This window comes from Streptococcus sp. HSISS3 (genome assembly GCF_000448605.1).
GTDB classification, from domain to species: Bacteria; Bacillota; Bacilli; order Lactobacillales; family Streptococcaceae; genus Streptococcus; species Streptococcus raffinosi.
Map to the genome: position 1 here is coordinate 1,204,528 of NZ_CM002130.1, position 11,768 is coordinate 1,216,295.

Sequence of the window (11,768 nt, forward strand, 5' to 3'; positions counted from 1 at the left end):
ATAGCCTCAATCTTAGTTCGCATCAAAATCCCACTCCGCTAGACTAGAAAGTACATGGTCGGGTTTTACTGGTAAATTCGCAACCTCTTCTGCCTTGGTAAATCCAGTTGTCACAAGAAGTGTTGGAAAGTCATTTTTAATGCCAGCTGTAATATCAGTCAAGTAATTATCACCAACCACGATAGTTTGGCTACGTTCTGTCCCAAGGATTTCAAGAGCCTTGTTCATGATAATAGCTTTAGGCTTACCAATAATGATTGGTTTCACACGGGTAGCCGCCTCGATAAGAGCTAAGAGGGAACCAGCACCTGGAAGAAGACCACGTTCAGTTGGGATATTCAAATCTGGGTTAGTTCCAATAAATATAGCCCCTTTGTGGATGGCAAGCGTTGCTTTAACCAACATTTCATAAGTGACTTCACGATCCAAGCCCACCACAACATAGGCAGGATTTTCCTCATCTACCGTATATCCCGCTTCCGCAATAGCAGATTTAAGCCCAGTCTCACCGATAACATAAACCGTCTTGCCACGATTCATATCGTTCATGTAGTCAACTGTCGCCAAGGTTGCTGTATAAATAGTTTCAAGAGGCGTTTCTAATTCGCATTGATTACGCAAAAGTTCTTGGACCATTTCTGGTGTACGCATACTGTTATTAGTTACAAAAAGATAAGGAATCTGGCGCTTCTGCAATTCCTTAACAAAAGCCTCCCCTTCAGGAATACGGTCCTTACCCTTGTAAATGGTTCCATCTAAATCAATCAAATAACCCTTATATGTCATCTTACTCGTCTCCTATTTCCTTCCATTGGATGATGGCATGAGCATGAATATTGCCATCAACACAAATCTGATGTTGACTACTCAAACTTTCTTGGTCAAACTCGTAACCTGAATAAATTTCTGACCCATGATGAATCTCTTTCACATACTTAAGATCAATGTGGGCTGGCGTGTACTTGGTCAAAAAGTCCAAATCGAAAACATCCAACATCCACTCCAAATACTTACTATTGTTAACGTGACCATTCATGTCTAAGTCAAAATAGCGCACACGGTATAAGGTATCAACGGGATTTTCCAAAACCTTGTAGCGAGGACCTCGAAGCAACTTTTTAGTCTTTTCAGCTTCATAAGGCGCCACCAACTCGTCTGGAACCTCAGCTACCTTACGAGTCTCATAATCCATGAGGGCAAAAGTGGTCTTAAAGAGCATGATTTGCTGACCAGCTTCATCAGTGATGTAAAAATTACGGTAACAGAAAATCTTATTATAGGAAATAGCTTCCGTTGTAATGGTTACTTTTTCATTGTAGCGAGGCAGGCGGTCAATTTCGATAGCATAATCTGTCACAATCCAAACCAGACCATATTGCTCAAAAACTGCGTCATCTGCATTACCAAGAGACTCAGACTGCATGGCTGATACTTGCAAGGAAAATGCCAATAAGTGTGGTAATTTCACCTGATGTGTAATATCCGTCTCATAAAACGGAATCTGATAAGGAATACTAAACTTTAATCCCATCTAATCCTCCAATATAAATTGCTCAGCGACATTATCTCCCAGAAAGAGGCCCCGTTTGGTCATACGAACCACATCTGGATCCTTAACCAAAAGCCCATCTGCTTGTAGTTTTTCCACAATGTCCCCATAAGTATCTGCAAATGATAAGCCAAACTTCTCTTCAAACCGTTTGATAGATACGCCTGATTTTTTCCGTAAGCCAAGGAAGAACTCCTCCTCCATCATCTCCGCCTTAGTCAGATGCTCCTCGTGAAGTCTAGCATGCCCATCCTCTGCTATAGCCTTTAGGTAATGCTGGATAGGCCCTCGATTACGGTAACGGACACCATTGACATAACCAGAGGCCCCAGCACCAACACCATAATACTCATCATTATTCCAATACATGAGATTATGTCGACTCTCCATCCCAGGTTTGGTAAAATTGGAAATCTCATAATGCTCAAAACCATTTTTTTCCAACTCTTGGATAATATAGTCAAACATCTCTGCTTCCAAATCCTCAGTTGGCAGATTGAGCTTACCCCGACGCATCTTATTCATAAAGACCGTGTGATGTTCCAAGATCAAACTGTAGAGACTTAGGTGTGGAATATCCAGTTCTATAGCCTTTCTCACATTTTCCTTAACCTGATCCATGGTTTGACCAGGTAGGGCATAAATGAGGTCAATGGAAATATTATGAAAACCAGCAGCCTTCAAACTATCAATACTTTCATAAATTTGTGCTTGATTGTGACTGCGACCAATTTGACGCAAATGCTTGTCATCAAAGGTCTGAACCCCTAGAGACACCCGATTAACAGCAGATTTTTTGAGTACTTCAATCTTATCAACCGTCAAATCCCCAGGATTGGCCTCAATAGTAAATTCCTCCAACTTAGACAAATCCAAGTTCTTCTGAAGATTGCTTAAAAGATAGTCCAATTGCTCGGCAGAAATAGCTGTCGGTGTCCCACCACCAATGTAAAGGGTGCGAAGTTCCTTGATATCTAAAAGCTCCCACTCACGAATCAAAGCCCGTAGGTAGTCATCAACGGGCTGATTTTTAATAAATACCTTGGAAAAGTCACAATAATAACAAATTTGTGTGCAAAATGGAATATGCACATAGGCTGACGTTGGTTTTGTTTGCATGTAACTATTCTACCATTTTTTAAGCAGAAATGAGACCTTGAAAAAGAAGAGTTTGACGCAAAAAAGAAGCTATCTCTTCAGATAGCCTCTTCCTATTATTTTGTTAATGAGAATGGGAAAGCTTTGTAGTTACTATAATCAAAGCTTGGTCCCAAATCAGAGATGAATTGGACTGGCGTGTAGGTTCCATTTTCAAGAATAAAACCAGGCTTAGCTTGGAAACCAGCTCCCCCTAGTCCAGTAATACCAGGAAGCAAGGTTGAAAAATCGCCACCTTCCCAAACGTAGAGATTACCAGAAATTTGGACGGCTTTAGCAGTCGTTGAACTTTGACGGTAAGGTTCGTAATCAACATTGAAATTAGCTTTTGAAGTGATGTTCCCATCAGCATCAACTGTAAAACTAATGTCTGTTGCTTGAGGACTGGTACCAGTCCAAGTTCCCACTAATGCTGCTGGAACAGGAGCGTCGCTTTGGCTATCCCTTGTTGTTTGACTAGACTTGTTTGACTCAGATGCAGCACTACCACTTGTTCCTCCTTGAGCATCATTTCCAGCTGTAGCTTGATTTTTTGAAGAGCTAGCTTCAGGAGTACTCGCTTCTTCTTGACCTTGAGAATCCTTTGAAGATGAATCCTCTGTCTTAGACTTTTTAGCAGATTTCTTCTCAGATGCTTTTGTTTTTGCTGATGACTTCACAACTTTAGAAGTTGACGTTGTAGATGATGCTGCGGTGTCTTTTTCTGACTTAGACCCACATCCGACAAGGCTTGCAGAAACAGCTACTGACAGCAAAACAAGTGAACAAACACGGATAACTTTATCTTTCATTTTCATAAACCTCTTTCTATATGTCTATTATATCTATTTTGTTACAAAAATCAAGCATTGTTTGTAATTTTGTAACATTTATGTCATTATTTGTATCCTTGTCTTAAGTTAATGTCGTATTTACAAGTAAAAAAAGCCCATCACTCCTAGAGGAATGATAGACTTCTGCATCTTATTTAGGTACTTCTTACCTGCTAGAGGTATCCTAATTACTATTTGTCTTCTCTTTCGATATAACCCGAATAGAGATCTCCATAGCTATCCTCTAAGATAACAATGCGCTTGCCACCATCTACAACTGCTAAATAGTAGGAACTTCTCTCATCGTGGTAGATATCATTAACACTCTTAGCCTGATAACCATGTGACTTAAGAGACTTCTGTATTTTATCAAATGCTTTCTGCACCTTATCATTATCTACTTTACCTGATTTGTTCACCAGATATTCTCTTAAAGGTTTAGCAATTAAGATATCTGTATCATCAGAATCTGTAGATATAACACCATTTTCAGAGATAGTAGCTTTTCCTTCGGCGTCATCATCCTCATCAAATTTCTTCCAGTTACCAACAAAGGCTTTTGGAACCTCCGCCTTATAAAAAAGACATCTCTTTTTAAATTCTTTAGTGTTTGATCCGTGGGAAAATACTTCTGATAAGCCTATGTCTAAAATGACATTTGTTCCATCCTTCTGAACCAGATTATAGTAGCCATATCGTTCAGTCTTAACCAGTATGATCTCTTTTGTATGAAATTGGTACTTCTTGTCAAAATCAGCAATAGATTTTAGTTTTGAATCACTTACCGCCTTTATGCTTCTTTCAAACTCTTGTCGAACCTTCTTACCGAGAGTAACTTCTTTAATATTATCTTCCCTATAGCCAGTAAAAAGTTTTGAATTCTTTTCTTTTAAATCATAAACAAGCCCGTCATTATTACCATTTACCCACAAGCCACCCAAGTTTGTTCCTTTGGAAGAAAACAAAAAGAGGCCAAGACTTGTTGCTACAACAAGAAATAAAGCAATCCCAAGACCAATAAAAGTCTTCTTGCCAAACTTTTTCTTCTTAACAAAGACCATTTGTTGTGAATAAGCTGGGTTAACCATTTGACCAGTCATTTGATTTGGTAAGGGCATGGCTCCTTCAGTCACAGAATTTCCATTGTTGGAAAAAGTAGCTTGTTTTCCTTCTATAACAAATTCACCATTTAGAAGGGCCTGCTGACACTCCTGAATAGTGGGCTTACGATTATTAATCGCTTCAAAATATTCAATCCATTCTTTTCTATTCATCATCTCTCCTAATATTTCTTAATAGAAAAATCTATCACTAGCTTGGAAGTGATAGATTTTCCAATTATTTAAGCACTTCTTGTGTCTTAGCGTAGTTAGCTTCAACAGCTTCTTTTTCGGCTTTCCACCAGTCTTGGTGATCTGTGTACCACTTGATTGTTTCTTCCAAACCTGATTCAAAGTTTGTGAATTGTGGTTCCCAACCAAGTTCTTCACGCAATTTTGTTGAGTCAATAGCGTAACGCAAATCATGACCAGCACGGTCTGTTACACGATCGTAAGCATCTTTGGGTTGCCCCATTTTTTCAAGGATAAGCTCGAGCACTTCCTTGTTGTTCTTTTCACCATCGGCACCAATCAAGTAAGTTTCACCGATACGACCTTTAGTGAGGATAGCCCAAACACCAGTTGAGTGGTCGTTAGTGTGAATCCAGTCACGGACATTTTTACCTTCACCATAAAGTTTTGGTTTAATCCCTGACAAGATGTTGGTGATTTGACGTGGGATGAATTTTTCGATGTGTTGGTATGGTCCATAGTTGTTTGAGCAGTTTGAAATAGTTGCCTTAACACCAAATGAACGCACCCATGCTTTAACGATAAGGTCTGAAGCAGCCTTAGTTGATGAGTATGGTGATGATGGGTTGTATTTTGTTTCTGCTGTGAATTTTTCACCAGGACCTTCACCGTGTCCAGGAAGATCTTCACGCAATGGAAGGTCACCATAAACTTCGTCTGTTGACACGTGGTGGAAACGAATATCGTATTTACGAGCAGCTTCCAAGAGTGTGTAAGTACCAATGAAGTTTGTGTGGATAAATGGTGATGGGTCGTTCAATGAATTATCATTGTGGCTTTCAGCCGCATAGTGGACAATAGCATCAGCCTTAGCAGCCAATTTATCAACCAATTCAGCATCAGCAATGTCCCCTACAACCAATTCAACACGGTCACCAAGGATTTCTTCAATGTTAGCACGGTTACCAGCGTAAGTGAGTTTGTCAAGGACAGTCACATGTACGTCTGGATGATTGTTGTAGACATAGTGTACGAAGTTTGAACCGATGAAACCTGCACCACCGGTTACGATAATGTTTTTGTATTCAGTCATTTTTTCTCCAAATTTCTTTGTTCCTTAATCGTTCCTTTAGCTAGTGAAGGACGCCAGCAACCCTTCGGTTTCATGGCTAAATTCGGAGCCGAAGTCTCCGAATTTCCCTACAAGGTTCCCTAAGGGAATCTTGTTTTCACTAGGGCAGGAACAATCTTATAGCGCTCCTTGTAGTTGCGATTCTGATGTGCAAATTTCGTTCTTACAAATCCTCTGGTTTGAGTGGTTTAACGTCTTTGAGCAATGGGTGATTTTTGTCTGCTTCTGAGACTTCTGCTTCTTCCAAGTTTTCCCACTTGATATCAAGACTAGGGTCAGCGTAGTAGACAAAGGCGTATTTTGGTTTAAGTTCGAGTGCCCAGTAGTCATTCACAAGATAGCTGTAGGCGACCTTATCAGACAAAACTTGGAAACCATTGGCAACACCACGAGGAACGAAAATTCCTTTTGAGGCATCAATCACTGTTTGGTAGGTATTTCCAAAGGTTTCGCCCTCACGGAGGTCAACCCAAGTTCCAAGGACCTTTCCTTCATCTGCTACTGAGATGTATTTGTCCCATGGCTCAGCATGCAAGCCACGCAAAACATTTTTACGGGAGAAGGAAACGTTATTTTGCAATTTGCCTTCAGCAAAGAATGATTCTGGAAAACCAAGTGGCAACATCTTTTCCTTTTGGAAGTTTTCCTTGAACCAGCCTCGGTTATCACCATGCACTGGGATGTCAAATTCAATCATGCCTGGGATAGCATCAATCTTGTGTGCTGCAAGTTCTTTTCCAAAAAATTGTTCTGTCATTATGCTTCTCCAATCAAACGGAGCAAATATTGTCCGTATTCATTCTTTTTAAGTGGTTGTGCCAATTCGAGGACCTGCTCTTTAGTGATGTAGCCCATACGATAGGCAATTTCTTCAAGGTTAGCCACTTGAACATTTTGCAAACGCTGAACCGTTTCAATGTACTGCGCCGCTTGCAAGAGACTTTCGTGAGTGCCTGTATCCAACCAAGCAAAACCACGTCCCATCAGCTCAACAGAGAGGTCCCCGCGATCCAAGTAAGCCTTGTTAACATCAGTGATTTCAAGCTCTCCACGAGGACTTGGTTTGATGTTTTTAGCAATGTCCACGACATCATTGTCATAGAAATAAAGACCAGTTACAGCAAAGTTTGATTTTGGATGCTCTGGCTTTTCTTCGATGGAAATAGCGTTCATATCATCATCAAACTCCACCACACCAAAACGTTCTGGGTCCTTAACTTGGTAACCAAAGACTGTTGCACCTTTTTCCTTAGCTTCAGCTCGTTGAAGCATGGCAGAAAGGCCATTGCCATGGAAAATATTGTCACCAAGGACTAAGGCAACGCTGTCATCACCGATGAAGTCTTCACCAATAATAAAGGCCTGCGCCAATCCATCTGGACTTGGTTGCACAGCGTATGATAGTGAAATACCAAACTCTGAACCGTCACCGAGGAGCTCTTCAAACCGTGGAAGGTCCTGTGGTGTTGAGATGATGAGGATTTCCTTGATTCCAGCCAACATGAGCGTTGACAATGGGTAGTAAATCATTGGTTTATCATAAATCGGCATCAGTTGTTTTGATGCAGCACGTGTCAATGGATACAAACGTGTCCCTGAACCGCCTGCAAGAATAATACCTTTCATAAGAAGGCTCCTTTTTTCTCTAATATATTACCTTTATTTTAGCATTTTTCAGCCCCCTTGTCACGACAAAGCCAGAGCTATTAAGCTTTCATTAAGAAAATCAAAGCTGTTTATTTTCTTAATGAAAAAGAATCAGCCAACGTTTCTCTATAGTAAGAGAAAGCTAACTGATTCTGAATATTTTGGGAAGGATAACTAGTCTTAATCCTGTTTCTTAATGTAATTAGCGACTGGATAATCTGCACTGTCCAAGTTACCAGGTCGGTTCATGACCAAATCAACCAGATTTTTTCCAATCAGTGGCCCTGTTGTAAGACCAGAGGAACCTAGACCTGAAGCAACGAAGACGTTTTTAAGCTCTGGAACTTCTCCAAAGAAAGGTGAGAAGTCACTCGTGTAGGCTCTCGTTCCCACACGTTCCGAGAAGGACTTGGCAGTACTTAAGTCAGGGAAATAGGTCTTAGCCTCCTCCTCCAGAACTTCTAAAACAGCTTCATCAACTGTCAAATCAAAGCCTTGATCATTTTCATGACTAGCACCTACCGAAATCTTTCCACCCGCAAATGGAATGACATCTAATTCGCCCTCTGGCATCAGAACTGGTAATTTACCAGTATCCATGCCCTTAAAGAAATAGTCTCGTAACTGACCTTTTTGAGGACGAACATCCACTTCAAAACCAAGGGGTTCAAGCGTTTGACCTAGCCAGGCACCACAAGCGAGAATGACCTTATCGAAAGTTTGACCATCAATCTCATAAGTACCATCGTCAAGAGGAGAGAGTGTCACTTGACCTTCTAACTTTTCAAAACCAGAAGCCTTAATCAAAGTAGCTGTCAGTTCTGCACCTTCGACTCTGGCTCCCCCAGAGGCATAGAGATAACGGTTAAAGCCAGTGAATTCAGGAAGGGTACTCGCATTTTTAATAGAGAGTTCACCAATAATGGGTGATTCTTCTAGCCTCGTCTCAGCATGCTCATACAGACCATCTAATTTACTATCGTCTTTCTTAAGAAGGGCCACACCAGACTGATCATAGAAGCTCGTGTCATAACCATCATTTTCAAGATCTGAAACTAACTCTTGGTAAAAATCAGCTCCCAGTCTAGCCATGCGATACCAGGCCTTATTACGACGCTTGGAAAACCAGGGACTAATAATTCCTGCTGCTGCCTTGGTTGCCTGTCCAAGACCATGGTCAAAAACAGTAACTTCTACTTCTTTTTCCTTTGACAAGTAATAGGCAGCCGTTGAACCGACGATGCCTGCGCCAACAATTGCAATCTTCATTTTTTACTCCATCTATTTGAAAAGAGCTGAGTCCTATACACATAGGCACAGCTCTTTAGTATTTTTTTAGCCCAAGGCCACATCCATGACCATCATGACAACAAAGCCAACCATAAGGCCCAAGGTTGCTACATCAGTATTACCATTAGTCTGTGATTCAGGAATCAATTCTTCCGTTACTACAAAGATCATGGCACCAGCCGCAAAGGCCAAAGCGTAAGGGATGATTGCCATCATCCACATGACAAGAGCGGCACCCATAACTGCACCTATAGGCTCAACGATAGCTGACATAGACCCCCAATAAAAGGCCTTAAGTCGAGATTTTCCATCTGCTCGAATTGGGATAGAAAGGGCTGCACCTTCAGGGACATTCTGCAAACCAATCCCTATAGCTAGACCAATGGCTCCCATAAGACCCGCGAATGTCATATTGCCACCAGCCAAGGCTCCGAAAGTCACACCGACTGCTAATCCTTCTGGAAAGTTATGAATGGTAATAGCCAAAAAGAGTAGGGCTGTCTTGGACAATTTCTTCTTACGAGGTTGGATTCCTTCTGCTTTTGAAATATCATTCCCCAAATGCAAGTGAGGGACGACAGCATCGATCAAACGAAGGGCAACACCACCAAGTAAGAAGCCAGCAGCTGCTGGAAACCAAGACCATTTACCATAACCATTTTGACTTACATAAGCTAAAGAAGGGTCCAAGAGTGACCAGAAAGAGGCCGCAATCATGACTCCAGCCGCAAAGCCCATCATGATATCTAACAATTTACGGCTAATATGCTTAAAAAAGAAAACAATAGCCGAGCCGACAATGGTACAACCCCAAGTGAAAAGACCAGCAAGTAAGGCCAACAAGACCACATGTTGATGTAAAAGCCAAGTCACAGATAGATCCTCCTAGAGATGGTCAAAGGGATTAGTTGACGACTGACTTTCAAGAATTGTCACATTCCAGCCCTTCTCAAGCTTCCAAGCCTCAAGTTTCTCAGCAATCTTTGCGATAAAGAGAGCTTCAATATGGTGACCAGGATCAATTGCCAAGAGGCCATTGGTAATCATTTCCTGACCAGTATGGTAATAAATATCACCCGTGATAAAGACTTGTGCGCCCTTTGTCAAAGCATCCTTGTAAAATCCTTGACCGCTACCACCACAAATAGCCACACGGTTAACAAGAGGATTTTCATGATTATAACGAACCAGGCGAATACTATCTAAGCCAAAAACAGACTTGACATTAAGAGCAAGTTCTTCAATGGTTTGTGGCACAATATCACCCACTCGACCGATTCCTTGATTGTCAGCAGTCTCCGTCAAATAAGTGGTCTTCTTAATATCAAGTAAGCCACAAAACCAATCATTGAGACCATCATCCACCACATCAATATTGGTATGGCTCACATAGACTGCAATATCATGCTTAACCAGGTCCAGCAAAATATCACGGTCAGGCGAAGACACCAAATCCTTAACCGGACGGAAAATAGGGGCATGTTTGGCAATGATGAGGTCCACACCTTTTTCAATAGCTTCGGCTACTGTATTCTCACGAACATCCAAGGTAACCATGACCTTCTGAATCTCTCTGTCCAGACTGCCAATCTGCAAACCAACCACATCACCTTCCATGGAAAGTTCCTGTGGACAAAAGCTTTCATAAGACTTGATAAGTTCACTAGCTAACATGGTTCAAAACCTCCTTAATGGTTTGGATTTTCTCTTCGACAAATAAACGATCAGCCTGGTTGGCTAAAGGAATGGATCCTAAAGCAATCTCTAATTTATTGATTTCACGTTGCCATTTGAGCTGGAAGACCTGAGACTGATCTTTCATGAGATGAGGTCCAAAGCGAGCCTCTTTATCTGATAGAGTCATTTGACCAGCCTCAGCCACCATAATTTCGTAGTATTTGCCATTTTCGGTCATGATGGCTTCTGCGACAATGACAAAACCATTTTCCATCAACCAAATACGAAGGTCGTCTTCACGATTATTGGGTTGCAGAATCAGACGTTCCACACCTTTAAGTTTATCCTTACCAGAATCAAGAATATCCGCAATCAAACGTCCCCCCATACCACAAATCGTGATAGTTGTGACAGCATCAGAAGGTTCAAAAGCTGCCAAGCCGTTAGCCAAGCGCACGTCAATCTTATCTTTGAAACCAGAAGCTGAGACATTAGTAAGAGCAGATTCATAAGGGCCTTTCACCACTTCACCAGTAATAGCTGAGTGAATCAAGCCCTTTTCAAGTAAATAAATAGGGAGGTAGGCGTGGTCACTACCTACATCTAAAAGTTTTGCGTCTTTAGGGACGAAGGTTGCTACGTCCTTAAGGCGTTGAGATAATTGTACGTACATCTTTCATCTTTCTATTTTTAAAGTCTCTTCATTATATCAAAAAAGGAGGTTGGTAAGAAATGCTTTTAACACATTTCCTAGCAACTTCCTTGTATCTTATGTCTTGTCTCCAGTAAAGACAAAGAATTTTGAAATAACGTAGTTAAGAACAATAATCAAAACTTGTGAGAATAAGCTTTCAATTCCATTTACCCAAGCATGACTATGACCAACAAATTGACCGATAATCTCTGGATAGGTATCTACCAAGAAATAGGCGAGAGCCAAATCAAGAACTAAGGTTAAGAGACGAGCTCCCACAAATTTAACAAAGCGTGTAGCCATACCAGCTTTTGCTTGACTGAACACAAAAACATCATTCGTGAAGAAAGCAAAAACGATGGCAATGGCATTTGCCAAAACTGCTGATAGGGTACCTTGTTGACTCACAGCGAAAATCAAGGTACGACTAACCATATAAACTACAGTCGCCAAAACACCAAAGAAAAGGTATTTAAAAACTTCTGTGGCCATAAAAGCTTTAAGCTTACTAATCATA

Annotated in this window: 13 protein-coding genes; all 13 read right to left on the minus strand. The window is 41.1% G+C overall.

The window, feature by feature from the left end:
* Window positions 1-12: 12 nt before the first annotated feature.
* The 13 genes from HSISS3_RS05585 to HSISS3_RS05645 all read right to left on the minus strand — a co-directional run bounded on the left by HSISS3_RS05585 (window position 13) and on the right by HSISS3_RS05645 (window position 11,767).
* Complete coding sequence (locus HSISS3_RS05585) at window positions 13-786, minus strand: TIGR01457 family HAD-type hydrolase (RefSeq protein ID WP_021145568.1); 774 nt, start codon at window positions 784-786, stop codon at window positions 13-15.
* A gap of 1 nt (window position 787) precedes the next feature.
* Complete coding sequence (locus HSISS3_RS05590) at window positions 788-1,531, minus strand: acyl-ACP thioesterase domain-containing protein (RefSeq protein WP_021145569.1); 744 nt, start codon at window positions 1,529-1,531, stop codon at window positions 788-790.
* Window positions 1,532-2,668, minus strand: a complete 1,137-nt coding sequence (gene hemW, locus HSISS3_RS05595) for a radical SAM family heme chaperone HemW (RefSeq protein ID WP_021145570.1) — start codon at window positions 2,666-2,668, stop codon at window positions 1,532-1,534.
* 95 nt (window positions 2,669-2,763) lie between these two features.
* Window positions 2,764-3,504, minus strand: coding sequence for a hypothetical protein (locus HSISS3_RS05600; protein ID WP_042766994.1), 741 nt, complete (start codon window positions 3,502-3,504; stop codon window positions 2,764-2,766).
* A gap of 206 nt (window positions 3,505-3,710) precedes the next feature.
* Complete coding sequence (locus tag HSISS3_RS05605) at window positions 3,711-4,793, minus strand: hypothetical protein (protein WP_021145572.1); 1,083 nt, start codon at window positions 4,791-4,793, stop codon at window positions 3,711-3,713.
* 64 nt (window positions 4,794-4,857) lie between these two features.
* Window positions 4,858-5,904 (minus strand): dTDP-glucose 4,6-dehydratase, encoded by a 1,047-nt coding sequence (gene rfbB / locus HSISS3_RS05610; protein ID WP_002884100.1) that lies wholly within the window; start codon window positions 5,902-5,904, stop codon window positions 4,858-4,860.
* Between the two features lie 202 nt (window positions 5,905-6,106).
* Complete coding sequence (locus HSISS3_RS05615; RefSeq protein ID WP_002888906.1) at window positions 6,107-6,700, minus strand: dTDP-4-dehydrorhamnose 3,5-epimerase family protein; 594 nt, start codon at window positions 6,698-6,700, stop codon at window positions 6,107-6,109.
* Window positions 6,700-7,569: a glucose-1-phosphate thymidylyltransferase RfbA gene (gene rfbA / locus HSISS3_RS05620; RefSeq protein ID WP_002888905.1), complete on the minus strand. Its 870-nt coding sequence runs from the start codon at window positions 7,567-7,569 to the stop codon at window positions 6,700-6,702. The genes HSISS3_RS05615 and rfbA overlap by 1 nt, the downstream gene beginning before the upstream one ends.
* A 201-nt stretch (window positions 7,570-7,770) precedes the next feature.
* On the minus strand, window positions 7,771-8,859 hold the full coding sequence (locus tag HSISS3_RS05625; protein ID WP_021152012.1) for an NAD(P)/FAD-dependent oxidoreductase: 1,089 nt from the start codon (window positions 8,857-8,859) through the stop codon (window positions 7,771-7,773).
* Between the two features lie 66 nt (window positions 8,860-8,925).
* Window positions 8,926-9,753: a ZIP family metal transporter gene (locus tag HSISS3_RS05630; RefSeq protein WP_021152013.1), complete on the minus strand. Its 828-nt coding sequence runs from the start codon at window positions 9,751-9,753 to the stop codon at window positions 8,926-8,928.
* Window positions 9,754-9,765: 12 nt separating this feature from the next.
* Window positions 9,766-10,554, minus strand: coding sequence for a Nif3-like dinuclear metal center hexameric protein (locus HSISS3_RS05635; RefSeq protein ID WP_021152014.1), 789 nt, complete (start codon window positions 10,552-10,554; stop codon window positions 9,766-9,768).
* Window positions 10,544-11,230, minus strand: coding sequence for a tRNA (adenine(22)-N(1))-methyltransferase (locus HSISS3_RS05640; protein WP_021152015.1), 687 nt, complete (start codon window positions 11,228-11,230; stop codon window positions 10,544-10,546). The genes HSISS3_RS05635 and HSISS3_RS05640 overlap by 11 nt, the downstream gene beginning before the upstream one ends.
* A 96-nt stretch (window positions 11,231-11,326) precedes the next feature.
* Window positions 11,327-11,767, minus strand: a complete 441-nt coding sequence (locus HSISS3_RS05645; RefSeq protein WP_021152016.1) for a GtrA family protein — start codon at window positions 11,765-11,767, stop codon at window positions 11,327-11,329.
* Window position 11,768 lies beyond the last annotated feature (1 nt).

Excerpts from the sequence above, each read along its gene's own strand:
- HSISS3_RS05585 (WP_021145568.1), bottom strand. The coding sequence starts at position 786 with ATGACATATAAGGGTTATTTGATTGATTTAGATGGAACCATTTACAAG.
- HSISS3_RS05590 (WP_021145569.1), bottom strand. The coding sequence starts at position 1,531 with ATGGGATTAAAGTTTAGTATTCCTTATCAGATTCCGTTTTATGAGACG.
- hemW (WP_021145570.1), bottom strand. The coding sequence starts at position 2,668 with ATGCAAACAAAACCAACGTCAGCCTATGTGCATATTCCATTTTGCACA.
- HSISS3_RS05600 (WP_042766994.1), bottom strand. The coding sequence starts at position 3,504 with ATGAAAATGAAAGATAAAGTTATCCGTGTTTGTTCACTTGTTTTGCTG.
- HSISS3_RS05605 (WP_021145572.1), bottom strand. The coding sequence starts at position 4,793 with ATGAATAGAAAAGAATGGATTGAATATTTTGAAGCGATTAATAATCGT.
- rfbB (WP_002884100.1), bottom strand. The coding sequence starts at position 5,904 with ATGACTGAATACAAAAACATTATCGTAACCGGTGGTGCAGGTTTCATC.
- HSISS3_RS05615 (WP_002888906.1), bottom strand. The coding sequence starts at position 6,700 with ATGACAGAACAATTTTTTGGAAAAGAACTTGCAGCACACAAGATTGAT.
- rfbA (WP_002888905.1), bottom strand. The coding sequence starts at position 7,569 with ATGAAAGGTATTATTCTTGCAGGCGGTTCAGGGACACGTTTGTATCCA.
- HSISS3_RS05625 (WP_021152012.1), bottom strand. The coding sequence starts at position 8,859 with ATGAAGATTGCAATTGTTGGCGCAGGCATCGTCGGTTCAACGGCTGCC.
- HSISS3_RS05635 (WP_021152014.1), bottom strand. The coding sequence starts at position 10,554 with ATGTTAGCTAGTGAACTTATCAAGTCTTATGAAAGCTTTTGTCCACAG.
- HSISS3_RS05640 (WP_021152015.1), bottom strand. The coding sequence starts at position 11,230 with ATGTACGTACAATTATCTCAACGCCTTAAGGACGTAGCAACCTTCGTC.
- HSISS3_RS05645 (WP_021152016.1), bottom strand. The coding sequence starts at position 11,767 with ATGATTAGTAAGCTTAAAGCTTTTATGGCCACAGAAGTTTTTAAATAC.